The following is a 17,723-nucleotide window of genomic DNA, read 5'->3' as shown; positions in this document are numbered from 1 at the left end:
CCGCATCCGGTTTCAGTAAGACCGCTTCAGACAAACCATGGGCACAAAGAATCTGACAGCAATAGATAAGCTCAACACGCAGGGAACCGGGTCAGAAGAGGAAAGCGTCCCGCGCCAGGGACAAAAACGCCTGGAGCGTTTTTGAACAACGCAACGCGTTGGCCCGGCTACGGGCGCACCTCAGGGATGAGGTGCGTAATTGCGCGGGCCAAGCATGCCATGGATGGCGGTTTTTGCGTCTTTCCGATCTGACCCGGTTCCCTGCGCAGGCACAGTCTTAAAGCAACCTGCATCAGACACGGGAAGTGAAGTTAGCAGGTCTGCAATGACTACAGCTCAACCACCTCATAGCTATGCGTAATCGTCACACCTTTACCCAGCATGATGGCTACCGAGCAATATTTTTCCGCCGAAAGATCGACGGCGCGTGAGACCGCTTTATCCTGGAGCGCTTTGCCACTCACGATAAAATGCAGGTTGATGTGCGTAAAGATTCGCGGCGCCTCTTCACGACGTTCTGAGGTCAGTTTTACTTCACAATCAGCCACATCGTTGCGGCCTTTTTGCAGAATTGATACCACGTCAATCGCGCTGCATCCGCCCGCCGCCATCAGCACCATCTCCATTGGGCTGGGCGCTTTATCACCCGAATTACCATCCATCAGTATCTGATGGCCGGATGAGGATTCTCCGAGGAATGTCAGCCCTTCTACCCATTTCACTCTTGCCTGCATGATTTTTGCTCCGGAATACGCTGTTTTGTCGCCAGAGTACGCTTTCACCTGGTAAACAGCAATCCAGAGAAATCCGCCCGTAGCTGAAGCGAGACAACAGAAGACAGTCGGCAAAAGCTGTGCTACAAACAGTGCTGAAAATATTTTTCGTCACCCGATGGCGAAGCCGGGAAGAATGATGCGCACTGCGCCTGATGCGGCCCGAATAATTTCCTGAAAAGGAAACGCTTGAAGCTTTCACCGCCTGACAGGGAAAACTGCCCCCTGTATTTTGGGCACGATTACAACAGAGGATAATAGCGAATGGTTCTCGGCAAACCGCAAACAGACCCTACACTCGAATGGTTCCTGTCCCATTGCCATATTCACAAGTATCCATCCAAAAGTACGCTGATTCACCAAGGTGAAAAAGCAGAAACGCTTTACTACATCGTGAAAGGTTCCGTCGCGGTTCTGATTAAAGATGAAGAAGGCAAAGAGATGATTCTTTCCTACCTGAATCAGGGCGATTTCATTGGTGAGCTTGGCCTGTTCGAAGAAGGTCAGGAGCGCAGCGCCTGGGTACGTGCGAAAAGCGCGTGCGAAGTAGCGGAGATTTCTTACAAGAAATTCCGTCAGCTGATCCAGGTTAACCCCGACATCCTGATGCGACTCTCCTCGCAGATGGCGCGTCGCCTGCAGGTCACGTCTGAAAAAGTGGGTAACCTCGCTTTCCTCGACGTCACCGGACGCATTGCACAGACTCTGCTTAACCTGGCGAAGCAGCCAGATGCCATGACGCATCCCGACGGCATGCAAATTAAAATCACTCGTCAGGAAATTGGCCAGATTGTGGGTTGTTCACGTGAAACCGTGGGCCGAATTCTGAAGATGCTGGAAGATCAGAACCTGATCTCCGCACACGGCAAAACCATCGTCGTTTACGGCACCCGCTAATTCCTGTCATCCACGGCGTGATGGCAACATCACGCCGTTATTGTTTGTGTTGGGCCGATGTGGCGTCGAATCATTTACCATCCTGAAGTTAACTACGCCTTGCGGCAAACGCTGGTGCTCTGTCTGCCGGTCGCACTGGGCTGGCTGGCTGGCGACCTGCAAAAAGGTCTGCTGTTCTCGTTAGTGCCCGCCTGCTGCAATATCGCCGGTCTCGATACTCCGCATAAACGCTTCTTCAAACGTCTGATTGTGGGCGGCAGCCTGTTTGCCCTCGGCAGCTTCCTGATCCAATGGCTCACTCTGCATGCGATTCCACTGCCGCTGATCCTCTTCGCTATGCCTTTGCTGCTTGGCGTCACCGGTGAGATTAGTCCGCTGCATGGCCGTCTGCTACCCGGCACCCTTATTGCCGCCATCTTTACCCTCAGCCTGATTGGCCGCATGCCCATCTATGTCACTCCGCTGCTCTATATCGGCGGCACGCTCTGGTATGGGGTATTTAACTGGTTCTGGTTCTGGCTGTGGAAAGAGCAGCCGATGCGTGAGAGCCTGAGCCTGATCTACCGCGAACTGGCCAACTACTGCGACGCCAAATATACCCTGCTGACGCAGCTGACCGATCCCGAAAAAGCGCTGCCGCCGCTGCTGGCTCACCAGCAGAAAGTGGTCGATCTGATCAACACCTGTTATCAGCAGATGCACATGCTGTCGGCAAGCCGCGATCACAGCCATAAGCGGCTGACGCGCGCTTTTCAGGTGGCGCTCGATCTGCAGGAGCATATCTCGGTCAGCCTGCACCGCCCGGAAGAGGTGCAAAAGCTGGTGGAGCAGAGCCATGCTGAAGCGGTGATCCGCTGGAATGCTAAAACCATCTCGGCCCGGCTGCGGGTACTGGCGGATAACATCCTTTATCACCAGTTACCCGACCGCTTTGCGATGGATAAACAACTCGGCGCGCTGGAGAAAATTGCTCATCAGCACCCCGATAATCCGGTGGGTAACTTCTGCCTTTATCACTTCAACCGCATTGCGCGCGTGCTGCGCACCCAGAAGCCGCTTTACCAGCGCGATCTGATGGCAGACCGCCAGCGCCGCCTGCCGCTGTTACCGGCGCTGCGCAGTTATCTCTCGTTTCGCTCGTCGGCGCTGCGCACGGCGGGTCGCTTTGCGGTGATGCTGATGCTGGGCAGCGCGCTGGCGCTGTTCTTCAATATCCCCAAACCCTACTGGATCCTGATGACCATTATGTTCGTCAGCCAGAACGGCTACAGCGCCACCCGCGTCCGTATCCAGCACCGGGCATTGGGCACCTTTGCAGGACTGGTGATTGCGGCCGCCACGCTGCGGCTGGCGGTGCCGGAGTCACTGGTGCTGCTGATCATGCTGGCGATCACCTTTATCAGCTATCGCTTTACCCGCCAGTTCTATGGCTGGTCGATGATTGGCTTTACGGTCACGGCGGTTTACTCGCTGCAACTGCTGTCACTGAATGGCGCACAGTTTCTGCTGCCGCGACTGATGGATACGCTGATGGGCTGTTTGATCGCCTTTGGCGGGATGCTGTGGCTGTGGCCGCAGTGGCAGAGCGGCTTACTGCGGCAGAACGCCCACGATGCGCTGGAAACCTATCAGGATGCGCTGCGGCTCTTGCTGGGTGACGAACAGTCGCCAGAGAAACTGGCTTATCAGCGCGTGAAAGTGAATCAGGCACACAATGCGCTGTTTAACTCACTGAATCAGGCGATGCAGGAACCGGCATTCAACTCCCGCTATCTCAGTGATATGCGGCTCTGGGTCACCCACAGTCAGTTTATCGTCGAGCATATCAATGCGATAACGATTCTGGCGCGCGAGCACACGATGCTGACCGCCTCGCTGGCTCAACGCTATCTGCAATCCTGCGAAATTGCGCTGCAGCGGTGTCAGCAGCGGCTGGAATATGATGGTGAAAGCTCACAGGTGAATCTGCTGGATGACCTTGAGAACATCAGTGAAGGACCGATCACGGTGGTGGAACAGCATGTGCGGCGCATTCTCGATCACCTGAGCGTGATGTACACCATTTCATCGCTGGCGTGGAACCAGCGACCGCAACATGGCCGCTGGCTAATCAGACGCTTACGCAAAAACTAAGCTAGCCGTTGAGCACTTTGCCGACGGCGGTGGCGAAGCGGCTCATGCCCTCTTCAATGTCAGCAGGCTCGATGATCAGCGACGGGGCAAAGCGCATCACGTCGGTGCCCGCCACCAGCACCATCACCCCTTCAGCGGCAGCTGCATTCAGAATGTCGCGCGACCTGCCGGCATGCTGAGGTTTCAGCGCCGCGCCAATCAGCAGACCTTTGCCGCGAATGTCACTGAACAGGTCATACTTCGCGTCGATGGCCTGCAGCGCCGTGACAAAGTGCTGACGACGCATCTCGACGCCCGCCAGCACCTCCGGCGTATTAATAATATCCAGCGCGGTTTCAGCAATGGCGCAGGCCAGCGGATTACCGCCATAGGTGGTGCCATGCACGCCTGGTGCCATGGTCGAAGCGATCTCGTTGGTGGTCAGCATGGCGCTCACCGGGAAACCGCCGCCCAGCGCTTTGGCTGAGGTCAGAATATCGGGCTGGACGCCATAATGCTCATAGGCGAACAGCTTGCCGCTGCGTCCCATACCGCTCTGTACTTCGTCCAGCACCAGCAGCGCCTGATGCTGATCGCAAAGCTCGCGCAGTCCCTGCATAAATTCCTGCGTCGCGGGCATGACGCCGCCCTCACCCTGAATCGGTTCAACCACAATGGCACAGGTGTGATCGTCAATGACCGCTTTCACGGCGTCCAGGTCATTGAACGGCACATGAACGATATCTGCTGGTTTAGGGCCGAATCCGTCAGAATATTTTGGCTGGCCGCCGACCGTAACGGTAAACAGCGTCCGGCCATGAAAAGCGTTATGAAACGCGATGATCTTACTTTTGAACGGGCTGTGACGTTTGCAGGCGTAGTAACGCGCCAGCTTAAACGCCGCTTCATTGGCTTCGGCACCGGAGTTGGCGAAGAAGACGCGATCGGCAAAGGTCGCCTGAATGAGCTTACTGGCAAGACGTAGCGCCGGTTCGTTGGTAAAGACATTGCTGGTGTGCCACAGCGTTTCGCCCTGGCTTTTCAGTGTTTCCACCAGCGCAGGATGGCAGTGTCCAAGTGCGGTAACGGCAATACCACCCGAGAAGTCGATATACTCTTTGCCCTGCTGATCCCATACGCGACTGCCTTTGCCTTTTACCGGCACAAACTGCGCAGGTGCATAAACAGGCAAAATAACGTTATCGAACGTCTCCCGCGTGACCGCAATTTTTTCCGCTGCCATTAGTGACCCCATTTGAATGATTGTTGTGCAACATTGAAATAATAATCACAAAATATGCATAAAAAATCACTCAAAGGCAACTTATTGCGCAAGGAAATTGCGCAGCAGCTGATGTCCCTGCTCGCTGAGAATGCTCTCGGGATGGAACTGCACGCCTTCCAGCGCCAGGGTTTTATGGCGGAATCCCATAATTTCGTCAGGCTCGCCGTCACGCACCGTCCAGGCCGTCACCTCGAACGCATCGGGCAGGGAATCGCGCTGCACAATCAGCGAGTGGTAGCGGGTCACGGTAAGGGGATTATTGAGATTTCGGAACACGCCCTGGCCGGTGTGCTGAATCGCGGAGGTTTTGCCGTGCATCACCTGACGCGCCCGCACCACCTTCGCGCCATAGGCCTGCGCAATCGCCTGATGGCCCAGGCAAACACCCAGCACCGGCACATTACCGGCGAAATGCCGAATCGCCGCCAGCGAGATGCCCGACTCTGACGGCGTGCAGGGACCAGGGGAGATGACCAGATGGGTCAGCGGTAACGCTGCCATCTGCTCCAGGGTGATGGCATCATTGCGCACCACCTGAACCTGCGCGCCCAGCTCGCAGAAGTATTGATAAAGATTCCAGGTAAAGGAGTCGTAATTGTCGATAAGCAGCAGCATGACGCGTCCAGAATGATAAACCGCGCCGCTATTCTACGCGGTTAAGCCGCCTCACTCACCACTTTCGCAAACACCTGCTCCAGCGGGGCCAGGTCTCCGGCTACACCGGCCTGATTAGCGGCTTTCCAGCTCTCCGCGTCCGTCTCTTCCCATGAAAGCAGATAACCGGCATGCAGCGCCAGCTGTTCAAAGAAAATCCGCTGCGCCCGGCCATTTCCATGACGGAAAGGATGCAGCATATTGATTTCGCAGTAGTAATGAGCGATGCGCTGAATAAATTCGTCACGCGGCAACTCAGCCAGGCCTTTCTCCTCCTCCAGCGCGGCCATCAGCGCGTTACCTTCCTTTTCGATATATTCAAAATGGCAGAACGGCGTCTCATCACGCCAGATATCGATGGTGCGCAGTTCGCCGGCCCAGCTGTAAATGTCCTGGAACAGCGTGCGGTGGATCTGGCGCAGGTAAGGCAATCCGGGATTACGCGGCCCCAGTTCCAGCGTGGCGGCACGCGCTGCACTGAAGCTCAGCTCCGCCTTGCGCAGTTGCGCGGCGTCATGAATGTCGGCCAGATTTTTCAGCACCGTGTCATGCTGCCACAGGTAAGGATCCTGGGTCACAGCGGTATTAGAGTCCATATTGCCTCCTCAGTGACGCCAGGCGTGCAGCCGCATCTTCACTGTTCAGGCTGGTTTCATTCGGCGCAAAGCCTTCCAGCTTACAGCTGGCCTGATAGCTGGCGCTACGCCGCTGTTGCCACAGAGTGACCTTCTGTTTTTCGGTGAGTTTGTTCGCCATACCGCCTCCTGCTCAGGTTTTTGCCCTAAGTATAAGAGCAAATTCTGGCTTTGCCGGAAGCGGCAGGCGGTCGCCATCCGCAGATGGCGACAAAAAGCGTTAAGGCAGGACTTTGGCGGAGAGGATAACTACCGGTTTGGACGGCACATTCTGGTACGGACCCACATCTTTGGTCGGAACCTGAGAAATTTTTTCAACCACATCCTGACCTTTCACAATCTTACCAAATACGGCATAGCCGAAATCGCGCTGGCCGTGGTCGAGGAAGGCATTATCCGCAACGTTGAGGAAGAACTGGCTGGTGGCACTGTCTTTATCGGCAGTACGCGCCATAGAGATGGTACCGCGCAGGTTACGCAGTCCATTGTCCGCTTCGTTTTTAATTGGCGCGTTGGTCTGCTTCTGCTGCATATCCGTGGTGAAGCCACCACCCTGCACCATGAAGCCCGGGATCACGCGATGAAAAATGGTGTTGTTGTAAAAACTGTTGTTGACGTAATCAACGAAGTTTTTCACAGAAACCGGCGCTTTCTGGTTATTCAGTTCGAGTTCGATATTGCCGGCGGAGGTGGTGAGCAGAACGTGGGTGTCACCTTTTGCGGCCAGCGCCTGGGCGGAAACGGAAGAGAGCGCTAACAGGGTGATGGCCGCTGTTAAAGTACGTTTAAACATGAAAGATTCCTTACCTGGGAGAGCGGGCACAAAAACGTGATTGATTGTAAAGAGACTCTATTCCATGAGCCAGCGTTTTACCTATATTTACGCTGTTGCGGCAAAAGCGCTGAGCAAACGTTAAACAACCGTAATTGCGTGATTAAAATCACACAACACATGAAATATGGATCTGTAGTTTCACTGCTTGTTTATTAAGATCACAGTTCCGTTTACACTTTCTGACACTTTTTGGCACCCGGTTCTCAACAGGTTCAGAACATGACAAACCGTAATCGTATTGGCCTTACCTGGATAAGCTTCTTCTCCTACGCGCTGACCGGCGCACTGGTGATCGTTACCGGCATGGTAATGGGCGATATCGCAAAAGATTTCCAGATCCCCATTTCCAGCATGAGTAACACCTTCACCTTCCTCAACAGTGGCATCCTGGCGGCGGTCTTCCTCAACGCCTGGCTGATGGTGATTGTGCCACTGAAGCGCCAGCTGATTTTCGGCTTCGTCCTGATGGTGCTGGCGATAATCGGGCTGATGACCAGCCGCGATCTGACCATCTTCTCGCTCTGTATGTTTGTGCTGGGCGTGGTCAGCGGCATCACCATGTCGATCGGCACCTTCCTGATCACTCACATGTATGAAGGCCGTCAGCGGGGTTCACGTCTGCTGTTTACCGACTCCTTCTTCAGCATGGCGGGCACGCTGTTTCCGGTGCTGGCAGGCATTCTGCTGGCGCGTCAGCTGCCGTGGTACTGGGTCTACGTCTGCATCGGCGTTATCTACGTCGCTATCTTCGTCATGACGCTGTTTGTGGAGTTCCCGGTGCTGCGCAAGCCTGAGAACAGCCCGACTGTTGAGAAAGAGAAATGGGGTGTGGGTGTGCTGCTGCTGGCTGTCGCGGCACTCTGCTACATCCTGGGCCAGCTCGGCTTTATCTCCTGGGTGCCGGAATATGCCACCAAAGTCATGGGCATGAACATCAATGACGCCGGACAACTGGTAGGCAGCTTCTGGACGGCGTATATGGTCGGTATGTGGGCCTTCAGCTTCCTGCTGCGCTTCTTCGATCTGCAACGCATTCTGATGGTGCTGGCGGGTCTGGCTACGGTACTGATGTACTGGTTCGTCAGCAGCAGCGATGCCGGCATGCTGAAATGGATCATCATGATTCTGGGCTTCAGCTCAAGTGCTATCTATACCACCATCATCACTCTCGGCTCGCTCCAGACCAAAGTGGCGTCACCGAAGCTGGTGAACTTCATTCTGACCTGCGGCACCGTCGGCACCATGCTGACCTTTGTGGTCACGGCGCCTATCGTTGAGAAAAGTGGTGTGCATACCGCACTGGCGACGGCGAATGCGCTTTACGCCGTGGTATTTGTGATGTGTGCCCTGCTCGGCTTTGTCAGCCGTCATCGTACTCACGGTCACGTCACGCATTAATCCTTCAGGGCGGCGAGCGATCGCCGCCCTGCTCGTTAACGTCGGAAATCTACGCGCTCCCGTTCCCGCCAGTAAATCTCACTTTCTGCAGGCTTCGTCTCCGCCACCACCACGCCACGACGCACTGAATAGCGCACCGGGACCTGCCTTCTTACCGCATCAAAACCGCTCTCTGCTGGCAATATAATCAGACTGGCCTCGTTGCCGCTCTGAATGCCATAGCCTGCAAGCTGCATCGTTTTCGCGCTGTTATGCGTAATCAGATCCAGACCCGCATCAATCTGCTCATAGCCCATCAGCTGACAGACATGTAATCCCATATGCAGCACCTGCAGCATGTTGGCGATGCCCAGCGGATACCAGGGATCAAACACATCGTCGTGGCCAAAGCAGACGTTGATCTCTGCCTCCAGCATCTCTTTTACCCGCGTAATGCCGCGCCGCTTAGGATAGGTGTCGAAGCGGCCCTGCAGGTGAATATTGACCAGCGGATTGGCGACAAAGTTAATGCCCGACAGCTTAAGCAGCCGGAACAGCCGTGAGGCGTACGCGCCATTGTAAGAGTGCATCGCGGTGGTATGACTGGCCGTCACGCGTGCGCCGTTGCCGTCGCGATGGGCCAGCGCCGCCACGGTTTCCACAAAGCGCGACTGTTCATCATCGATCTCATCGCAGTGAACATCGATCAGCCGGTCATAGCGGTCAGCCAGCGCAAAGGTTTTATGCAGCGACTCGACGCCATATTCGCGGGTGAATTCATAGTGCGGAATCGCGCCAACGACATCCGCGCCCAGCCGTAGCGCCTCCTCCAGCAACGCTTCGCCGTTGGGATAAGAGAGAATGCCCTCCTGGGGAAACGCCACAATCTGGATGGTGATCCAGGGTGCCATCTCCGCTTTCACTTCCAGCATCGCTTTCAGCGCCGTCAGTGAGGGGTCAGACACGTCAACGTGGGTGCGGACAAACTGAATGCCGTTGGCGATCTGCCACTTCAGCGTCTGTAATGCCCGCTGTTTCACATCTTCGTGGCTGAGCAGCGCCTTACGCTCGGCCCAGCGCTCAATCCCTTCAAACAGCGTGCCGGACTGATTCCATGCCGGTTCACCTGCCGTCTGGGTGGTATCCAGATGAATATGCGGCTCAATAAAGGGCGCGCAGGCTAAGCCGCCCTCGCCGTCCAGCGATTGCTCCACCGGAGAAGGCTGCTGCGGCTGGGCTGAAATTCGGGCGATTTTTCCGTCGGCGATTTCGATTTGCCACAATCCTTCCCGCCAGGGTAAACGCACGTTATTGATCCACTTAGGTGACAGCATGGCTGATTCCTTATCCGAAAAACCCGTGTGGTTAAAACTAGCACGATTCCTGCCCTCACCGGCAATGCAGGATATTCAGCAGGTTAGCTGCGTCAGATAAACCCAATTAAAATCAATTATATAACTCTTAATGGGTATATGGCGTTGTGGTTGATACATATCAATAAGTGTCAGAAAGGGCGCGCTATTGTAGCCGCAGATATCGCAAATTTGAGGCAAAAATGAGCAAGCACAATGTCGTCGTTATCGGTAACGGCATGGTCGGCCACCGCTTCATAGAAGAGTTACTTGAGAAAGCGGAACCCGACCAGTTTTCGCTGACCGTCTTTTGTGAAGAACCCCGCGTCGCCTACGACCGTGTCCACCTGTCCGCTTACTTCTCCCATCACACGGCCGAAGAGCTGTCGCTGGTTCGTGAAGGCTATTACGATAAACATCAGGTCAATCTGCTGCTGGGCGAGCGCGCCATCACCATTAACCGTGATGAGAAGCTCATCCACTCCAGCACCGGTCGCGCGGTTCACTACGACACGCTGATTTTTGCCACCGGCTCTTATCCGTGGATCCCGCCGATTAGCGGTGCTGAAGGCAGCGACTGCTTTGTCTACCGCACTATCGAAGATCTCAACGCCATTGAAGCCTGCTCGCGCCGCACCAAACGCGGTGTGGTGATTGGTGGCGGTCTGCTGGGACTGGAAGCGGCGGGCGCGCTGAAAAATCTGGGTGTTGAAACTCATGTCATTGAATTTGCGCCAGTGCTGATGGCAGAACAGCTCGATCAGCAAGGCGGGGAACAGCTGCGTCGCAAGATTGAGCAGATGGGCGTGCGGGTCCACACCGGCAAAAACACCCAGCAGATTGTGCATCACGAGCACGGTGGCAAAACGCTGCAGTTCGCCGACGGCAGTGCGCTGGAGGTCGATTTCATTGTCTTCTCCACTGGCATCCGCCCGCAGGACAAACTGGCGAAGCAGTGCGGATTAACCCTGGGTCCGCGCGGCGGTATCGCCATTGATAATCAGTGCCGGACCAGCGATCCCGCCATTTACGCCATCGGTGAGTGCGCCGCCTGGCAGAATCGCGTCTATGGCCTGGTGGCGCCGGGTTATAAAATGGCGCAGGTCGCCAGCGATCATCTGCTGGGCCGCGACAATGCGTTTACCGGCGCGGACATGAGCGCCAGACTCAAGCTGCTGGGTGTCGATGTCGGTGGCATTGGCGATACGCGCGGCACCACGCCAGGCGCACGCAGCGTGGTCTGGCTGGATGAAGGCAAATCGGTCTACAAACGCCTGATTATCAGTGAAGATCAGAAAACCCTGCTGGGTGCGGTGCTGGTGGGCGACACCAGTGATTATGGCAACCTGCTGCAGCTGGTGCTGAATGGTATTCCGCTGCCGGATAACCCGGAAGCGCTGATTCTGCCTGCGGGCAGCGGAGACAAACCGGCCATCGGCGTCGATTCCCTGCCAGACAGCGCGCAAATCTGCTCCTGCTTCGACGTCAGCAAAGGCGACATCATCAAAGCGGTTCAGGGTGGCTGTCACACCGTGGCCGCCCTGAAAAGCAGCACCCGAGCCGGTACCGGCTGCGGCGGCTGTATCCCCCTGATTACCCAGGTACTGAACAGTGAACTCAGTCGTCAGGGTATCGAGGTCAATAACCACCTTTGTGCCCACTTCGCCTGGTCACGTCAGGAGCTGTATCACCTGATTCAGGTGGAAGAGATCAAGACCTTTGATGAACTGCTGGCCCGCTATGGGCAGGGTTACGGCTGTGAAATATGCAAGCCTGCGGTGGGCTCTCTGCTCGCCTCCTGCTGGAATGAGTATGTGCTCAAGCCGCAGCACGCGCCGTTACAGGACAGCAACGACCTCTATCTGGGCAATATCCAGAAAGATGGCACCTATTCGGTCATCCCGCGCTCGCCCGGCGGTGAAATCACACCACAGGGACTGAAAGTGATTGGCGAGATCGCCGAACGCTACCAGCTCTACACCAAAATCACCGGCTCGCAGCGCATCGGCTTGTTTGGCGCGCAGAAAGACGATCTGCCCGCTATCTGGTCACAGCTGATCGAGGCCGGATTTGAAACCGGTCAGGCCTATGCTAAAGCGCTGCGTATGGCGAAAACCTGCGTCGGCAGCGCCTGGTGCCGTTACGGCGTGGGCGACAGCCTCGGCTTTGGTGTCATGCTCGAGAACCGCTATAAAGGCATCCGTACGCCGCACAAGATGAAGTTTGGTGTCTCCGGCTGCACCCGTGAATGCGCAGAGGCCCAGGGCAAAGATGTCGGCATTATCGCCACTGAAAAAGGCTGGAACCTCTACGTCTGCGGCAACGGCGGCATGAAACCGCGTCATGGCGACCTGCTGGCGGCGGATCTCGATCAGCAGACGCTGGTCACCTATCTCGACCGCTTCATGATGTTCTATATCCGCACCGCCGATCGCCTGCAGCGCACCTCGCTGTGGCTGGAGAGCCTGGAAGGTGGCATCGACTATCTGCGTAGCGTGATCGTGGATGACAAACTCGGCCTTAACAGCCAGATGGAACAGCAGCTCGCCGCACTGCGCGCCAGCGTTCGCTGTGAATGGCAGGCGACGCTGGAAGATGAGAGCCAGCTGACGCGCTTTGCCCACTTTATCAATTCGCCGCAGCGCGACCCTGCAGTGCAGCGGGTGGCGGAGCGCGACCAGCATCGCCCGGCGCGCCCCGAAGAACGTATTGCCGTGACCCTGATTGAGGAGACCGAATCATGAGCCAGTGGAATCCGGTGTGCCCGCTGACGCAGATCCTGCCCGCCACGGGCGTCTGCGCGCTGGTCAAAGGTCAGCAGGTGGCTATCTTCCGCCCACGCGACGATGAACAGCTCTATGCCATCAGCAATATCGATCCGTTTGCCGAAGCCAGCGTACTGTCTCGCGGCATTATCGCCGAACATCAGGATGCGCTCTGGGTAGCCAGCCCGCTGAAAAAGCAGCATTTTTGCCTTAGCGATGGCTACTGCATGGAGGATGAAACGCGCTCCGTGGCGGCCTGGCCGGTGCGGGTCAATGCCGGACAGGTTGAAGTCTGCCTGTAACGCCTGTCAACAGCCCGCCTTAGCGGGCTTTTTTAAGGACCTCTGATGGACTACTTCCCCTTATTCTGCCGCCTGCAGGGCCGACGCTGTCTGCTGGTCGGCGCGGGTGACGTGGCGGAGCGAAAAGCGCGCCTGCTGCTGGAGGCCGGTGCCGATCTGTGGGTCGGTGCCCCCGATTTCTCCCCTGCCTTCCTGCAATGGGCGCAGCAGAAAGCTGTTACGCTGCTGCCGGGGCATTTCGATCCCGCGTGGCTGACCGGCTGCTGGCTGGTGATCGCCGCCACCAACTACGATGCGGTCAATCAGCAGGTGGCAGACGCAGCTGAAAAACAGCAGATCTTCTGCAATCTGGTGGATGCGCCGCAGCAGGCCAGCGCCATTATGCCGTCGATCATTGACCGCTCACCGCTGATGGTCGCCGTCTCTTCCGGTGGACGCGCGCCGGTGCTGGCGCGGCTGCTGCGGGAGAAGCTGGAGGCGATGCTGCCGCAGCATCTGGGTCAGCTGGCGCAGCGGGCGGGCGGCCTGCGCGATAGGGTGAAAAAGCAGTTCGGCTCCCTCAATGCCCGCCGCCACTTCTGGGAGCGCTTCTTTCACAGCGAGCGGCTGGCCCAGACGCTGGCTAACGGCGACGGTGAACGCGCGGATCAGATTACCGATGCGCTTTTTAGCGCAGACCTTCCTCAGCAGGGTGAAGTGGCGCTGGTCGGTGCCGGTCCGGGCGATGCCGGATTGCTCACACTCAAAGGCCTGCAGCTGATCCAGCAGGCGGACGTCATCGTCTATGACCGGCTGGTTTCCGATGAGATTTTGAATCTGGTGCGCCGCGATGCCGAACGCATCTTTGTCGGTAAACGCGCCGGACATCACTGCGTGCCGCAGGATGCGATCAACCAGTTGCTCTGCGAACAGGCGCAGCGCGGCAAACGCGTGGTACGGCTGAAAGGCGGCGATCCCTTTATCTTTGGTCGCGGCGGTGAAGAGCTGGAAGCGCTGGCACAGCTGAAGATTCCGTTCAGCGTGGTACCGGGCATCACCGCGGCATCAGGCTGTGCGGCCTACAGTGGCATTCCCCTGACCCATCGCGATCATGCGCAGAGCGTCAGGCTGGTAACCGGGCATCTACAGAAATCCGGTACGCTCGCCTGGCAGACGCTGGCGGCAGAACAGCAGACGCTGGTGTTTTATATGGGGCTGGGCCAGGCCGGAGAAATTCAGCTGCAGCTGATAAAACATGGGATGCGCAGCGATATGCCGGTGGCGCTGGTGGAAAACGGCACCAGCACGCGTCAGCGCGTGGTCACCGGGACACTGAACGAGCTGGAAGCGTTAGCCGGTCAGGTGAGCAGCCCCAGCCTGATGATCATCGGCAGCGTGGTGAGTCTGCGCGACAGCCTGCGCTGGTTCTGAATGGGCAAATAAAAACGGCGGGCACAATGCCCGCCGTTTTTTATCCGCTCAGCCATTACGGCATCGCGACAAAGCCTACCGCTTCGTAAACCTTCTTCAGCGTTTCCTGCGCCTGTGCGCGTGCTTTCGCCGCGCCATCACGCATCACCTGCTCCAGCAGCGCTTCATCGTTGCGGAAGCTGTGATAACGCTCCTGCAGCTCAGAGAGCATGCCCGACACCGCATCGGCTACTGCGCCTTTCAGGTGGCCATACATCTTGCCTTCGAACTCCTGCTCCAGCTCTGCGATGGTTTTACCGGTCACGCCCGACAGAATATCCAGCAGGTTAGAGACGCCCGCTTTCTCTTTGATGTCGTAGCGCACCACTGGCGGCTCTTCAGAATCGGTAACGGCGCGTTTGATTTTCTTCACAACCGCTTTCGGATCTTCCAGCAGGCCGATGACGTTGTTACGGTTATCGTCAGACTTGGACATCTTTTTGGTCGGTTCCAGCAGCGACATCACGCGCGCGCCAGACTTCGGAATGAACGGCTCTGGCACCCGGAAGATATCGCCATAGATCGCATTGAAGCGATGCGCGATATCGCGGCTCAGCTCCAGATGCTGCTTCTGATCTTCACCGACCGGCACCTGGTTGGTCTGATAGAGCAGAATGTCTGCCGCCATCAGCACCGGGTAGTCGAACAGCCCGGCGTTGATGTTCTCTTCGTAACGCGCTGATTTGTCCTTGAACTGCGTCATACGGCTCAGTTCACCGAAATAGGCGTAGCAGTTCAGGATCCAGCTCAGTTGCGTGTGCTCTGGCACATGCGACTGAACAAAGATGGTGCTTTTTTGCGGGTCGATACCACAGGCCAGATAGAGCGCCAGCGTATCCAGCGTCGCTTTACGCAGTGCAGCAGGATCCTGACGCACGGTGATCGCGTGCAGATCAACAATGCAGTAAATGCAGTGGAAATCATCCTGCATCTGCACCCACTGACGCAGCGCTCCCATATAGTTGCCAATGGTCAGTTCGCCGGACGGCTGTGCGCCGCTGAAAACGATGGGTTTCATACTTAAGTCCTGATATTTACAGCCCCAGTGTGGGCAAAAGTTCGTCGAAAGAGTCGAGGGTTAAATCGGGCTGGCTGGTGGCAATCGGCTCGCCATAGTTATAGCCAAAGGTCATACCGACATTAGGTACGCCTGCCGCCTGCGCCGCCTGGATATCATTGCGAGAGTCGCCAACAAACAGCAACTCGTTCGGCAGTACGCCGAAGGTGCCCAGCACCATAAAGATCGCTGCAGGGTGCGGTTTTTTAACCGGCACATCGTCGCCACCGATAATCAGCGAAAACGCATCGGCAATGCCAAGCGATTCAAGCAGCGGTGCCACAAACGGCGTCGGCTTGTTGGTCACAATCGCCATCGGCAGCCCGGAAGCTTTTAAGGCATCCAGCGTCTGCTTCACCTGTGGGAACAGCGTGCTGCCCGCATCCACGGTGTCGGCGTAGTGGCGGTCAAACAGCGCGCGTGCATCGCGCTGCTCTTCCGGCTGCGGCTCACGGCCCAGCGCGAAGGTCAGCGCACGGGCCATCATGATATCGGCACCGTTGCCAATCCAGGTTGAGACACGCTCAAGGCCCGCCTGCGGCAGGCGGAGATCGTTAAGCGTGCGGTCGATCGCATCGGCAAGGCCTGGCGCGCTATCCACCAGCGTGCCATCGAGATCAAACGCCAGCGCACGAATATCAGTGAAATGAGCCATTGGCTTTCTCCAGTTCGTTGCGCATATCGTCGATCACTTTTTTGTAGTCAGGATGACCGAAGATGGCAGAACCCGCGACAAACATATCTGCACCGGCAGCCGCAATCTCGCGGATATTGTCGATCTTCACGCCGCCATCCACTTCAAGACGAATGTTGTAGCCGCTCTGATCGATACGTCTGCGCGCTTCACGCAGTTTATCCAGGGTGCCGGGAATAAATGACTGACCGCCAAAACCAGGGTTCACGGACATCAGCAGAATGATATCCAGCTTATCCATGACGTAATCGAGGTAGCTCAGCGGGGTCGCCGGATTAAACACCATACCCGCTTTACAGCCGTGCTCTTTGATCAGTTGCAGGGTGCGGTCAACGTGTTCGCTGGCTTCGGGATGAAAGGTAATATAGGTGGCACCGGCTTTGGCAAACTCCGGGATCAGCGCATCCACCGGCTTCACCATCAGATGCACATCGATGGGGGCGGTGATGCCATAGTCGCGCAGTGCTTTCAGCACCATCGGACCCATGGTCAGATTAGGGACGTAGTGGTTGTCCATTACGTCAAAGTGAACCACGTCACCTCCGGCCGCCAGCGCTTTGGCTGTGTCTTCGCCCAGGCGGGCAAAATCCGCCGACAGGATTGAAGGGGCCAGCAAATATTGTTTCATCCGATTCTCCCACTGTTGTGCGCCAGCACCTAGGCTGGCGTAATGCGTTGGTCGCGGACGAAACAGACTAGCGATAAAGTGCCAGTAGTTCGTCGACCTTGGTGCGACCGGCTATGCTCCGGCTGATAGAACGCCGGGCTTTGACCACATGTAACACTGCATCCTGATACCATAAACGCGTCAGTGCAGTGTCGTGGTTAGAAATCAGTACCGGAATCCGGTGCTCCGACGCAGCCAGCTGTGCGGCTAACGCCGCCAGATTCTCCTGCTCACGCAGGCTGAAGCTGTTGGTGTGATAAGCCGTAAAATTGGCCGTGGCCGACAGCGGTGCATAAGGCGGATCGCAATAGACCACCGAGCCTTTACCGGCACTGGTCAGGGTAACATCGTACGATTCACAGACAAACGTCGCTTTTTGCGCGCGTTCGGCAAACCATAACAGTTCGGCTTCCGGAAAGTAGGGTTTGCGATAGCGGCCAAACGGCACGTTGAACTCACCACGCAGGTTATAGCGGCAGAGGCCGTTGTAACAGTGACGGTTCAGATAGAGGAACAGCAGCGCACGCTGGTAGGCGTCGGTACTGGTATTAAATTCGGTGCGCCGCTGGTAATAACAGATTTCGTTGTTACCTTCCGGCGTAAACAGCAGCTGCGCGTCACGGATGAAATCCGCCGTGCGCGTTTTGACAATGTTGTAGAGATTAATCAGGTCACTGTTGATATCAGCCAGATGGTAGCGATCAAATTCAGTGTTCAGAAACACCGAGCCCGCGCCAACAAATGGCTCGACCAGACAGTCGCCTTGCGGCAGATGACGATGGATCTCTTCTACTAAGGGAAATTTTCCCCCTGCCCATTTCAGGAAAGCGCGATTTTTTTTCATGCTGTCGTGGTTATTACATCTTATT

General features: G+C 56.6%; 17 protein-coding genes. 6 read left to right on the top strand and 11 right to left on the bottom strand.

What is annotated here, in order from left to right; genetic code table 11:
* Window positions 1-329: 329 nt before the first annotated feature.
* A complete protein-coding gene (locus EGO56_RS02075; RefSeq protein WP_013359265.1) occupies window positions 330-734 on the bottom strand; it encodes an OsmC family protein in 405 nt (134 codons plus the stop codon).
* A gap of 303 nt (window positions 735-1,037) precedes the next feature.
* Here EGO56_RS02075 and crp point away from each other — a divergent pair, with 303 nt between their 5' ends.
* Both crp and EGO56_RS02065 read left to right on the top strand, forming a co-directional pair.
* Entirely contained in the window at window positions 1,038-1,670 is a 633-nt protein-coding gene (gene crp, locus EGO56_RS02070) for a cAMP-activated global transcriptional regulator CRP (RefSeq protein WP_003852956.1), read from the top strand.
* 57 nt (window positions 1,671-1,727) lie between these two features.
* Window positions 1,728-3,803 (top strand): YccS/YhfK family putative transporter, encoded by a 2,076-nt coding sequence (locus EGO56_RS02065; RefSeq protein ID WP_013359266.1) that lies wholly within the window; start codon window positions 1,728-1,730, stop codon window positions 3,801-3,803.
* A gap of 1 nt (window position 3,804) precedes the next feature.
* Here EGO56_RS02065 and argD read toward each other — a convergent pair whose 3' ends face one another.
* The 5 genes from argD to ppiA all read right to left on the bottom strand — a co-directional run bounded on the left by argD (window position 3,805) and on the right by ppiA (window position 7,149).
* Window positions 3,805-5,025, bottom strand: a complete 1,221-nt coding sequence (gene argD, locus EGO56_RS02060; protein ID WP_033734162.1) for a bifunctional acetylornithine/succinyldiaminopimelate transaminase — start codon at window positions 5,023-5,025, stop codon at window positions 3,805-3,807.
* Between the two features lie 81 nt (window positions 5,026-5,106).
* Complete coding sequence (locus EGO56_RS02055; protein WP_033784151.1) at window positions 5,107-5,682, bottom strand: aminodeoxychorismate/anthranilate synthase component II; 576 nt, start codon at window positions 5,680-5,682, stop codon at window positions 5,107-5,109.
* A gap of 41 nt (window positions 5,683-5,723) precedes the next feature.
* A complete protein-coding gene (locus EGO56_RS02050) occupies window positions 5,724-6,317 on the bottom strand; it encodes a putative adenosine monophosphate-protein transferase Fic (protein ID WP_135907590.1) in 594 nt (197 codons plus the stop codon).
* Entirely contained in the window at window positions 6,307-6,477 is a 171-nt protein-coding gene (locus tag EGO56_RS02045; protein WP_013359270.1) for a YhfG family protein, read from the bottom strand. Before EGO56_RS02045 ends, EGO56_RS02050 begins: the two co-directional genes overlap by 11 nt.
* Before the next feature lie 99 nt (window positions 6,478-6,576).
* Entirely contained in the window at window positions 6,577-7,149 is a 573-nt protein-coding gene (gene ppiA / locus EGO56_RS02040; protein ID WP_135907589.1) for a peptidylprolyl isomerase A, read from the bottom strand.
* Window positions 7,150-7,410: 261 nt separating this feature from the next.
* Between ppiA and tsgA the strand changes: the two genes are divergently transcribed.
* Complete coding sequence (gene tsgA, locus EGO56_RS02035; protein WP_033734170.1) at window positions 7,411-8,589, top strand: MFS transporter TsgA; 1,179 nt, start codon at window positions 7,411-7,413, stop codon at window positions 8,587-8,589.
* Between the two features lie 35 nt (window positions 8,590-8,624).
* Here the strand turns inward: tsgA and EGO56_RS02030 are convergent, their stop codons facing one another.
* Window positions 8,625-9,902: a cytosine deaminase gene (locus EGO56_RS02030; RefSeq protein WP_135907588.1), complete on the bottom strand. Its 1,278-nt coding sequence runs from the start codon at window positions 9,900-9,902 to the stop codon at window positions 8,625-8,627.
* A 221-nt stretch (window positions 9,903-10,123) separates the two neighbouring features.
* On the opposite strand from EGO56_RS02030, the gene nirB reads away from it, so the two are divergent.
* Genes nirB through cysG form a run of 3 tightly spaced genes read left to right on the top strand, consistent with a single transcriptional unit; the run spans window position 10,124 to window position 14,397 of the window.
* Window positions 10,124-12,664, top strand: coding sequence for a nitrite reductase large subunit NirB (gene nirB / locus EGO56_RS02025; protein ID WP_135907587.1), 2,541 nt, complete (start codon window positions 10,124-10,126; stop codon window positions 12,662-12,664).
* Window positions 12,661-12,987, top strand: a complete 327-nt coding sequence (gene nirD / locus EGO56_RS02020) for a nitrite reductase small subunit NirD (protein ID WP_135907586.1) — start codon at window positions 12,661-12,663, stop codon at window positions 12,985-12,987. The genes nirB and nirD overlap by 4 nt, the downstream gene beginning before the upstream one ends.
* A gap of 45 nt (window positions 12,988-13,032) precedes the next feature.
* A complete protein-coding gene (cysG, locus tag EGO56_RS02015; protein ID WP_135907585.1) occupies window positions 13,033-14,397 on the top strand; it encodes a siroheme synthase CysG in 1,365 nt (454 codons plus the stop codon).
* A gap of 55 nt (window positions 14,398-14,452) precedes the next feature.
* Here the strand turns inward: cysG and trpS are convergent, their stop codons facing one another.
* The 4 genes from trpS to dam all read right to left on the bottom strand — a co-directional run bounded on the left by trpS (window position 14,453) and on the right by dam (window position 17,698).
* Entirely contained in the window at window positions 14,453-15,454 is a 1,002-nt protein-coding gene (trpS, locus tag EGO56_RS02010; protein ID WP_013359276.1) for a tryptophan--tRNA ligase, read from the bottom strand.
* 16 nt (window positions 15,455-15,470) lie between these two features.
* The gene (locus tag EGO56_RS02005) at window positions 15,471-16,148 is read right to left on the bottom strand and encodes a phosphoglycolate phosphatase (RefSeq protein ID WP_061063545.1); all 678 of its coding nucleotides are present in this window, start codon (window positions 16,146-16,148) and stop codon (window positions 15,471-15,473) included.
* Window positions 16,132-16,815 (bottom strand): ribulose-phosphate 3-epimerase, encoded by a 684-nt coding sequence (gene rpe / locus EGO56_RS02000; protein WP_013359278.1) that lies wholly within the window; start codon window positions 16,813-16,815, stop codon window positions 16,132-16,134. The genes EGO56_RS02005 and rpe overlap by 17 nt, the downstream gene beginning before the upstream one ends.
* Window positions 16,816-16,882: 67 nt before the next feature.
* Complete coding sequence (dam, locus tag EGO56_RS01995) at window positions 16,883-17,698, bottom strand: adenine-specific DNA-methyltransferase (protein ID WP_013359279.1); 816 nt, start codon at window positions 17,696-17,698, stop codon at window positions 16,883-16,885.
* Between the last annotated feature and the right edge of the window lie 25 nt (window positions 17,699-17,723).

The organism is Pantoea vagans, from assembly GCF_004792415.1.
Lineage (GTDB): Bacteria > Pseudomonadota > Gammaproteobacteria > Enterobacterales > Enterobacteriaceae > Pantoea > Pantoea vagans.
This window is presented reverse-complemented; position numbering and strand designations above follow the sequence as displayed.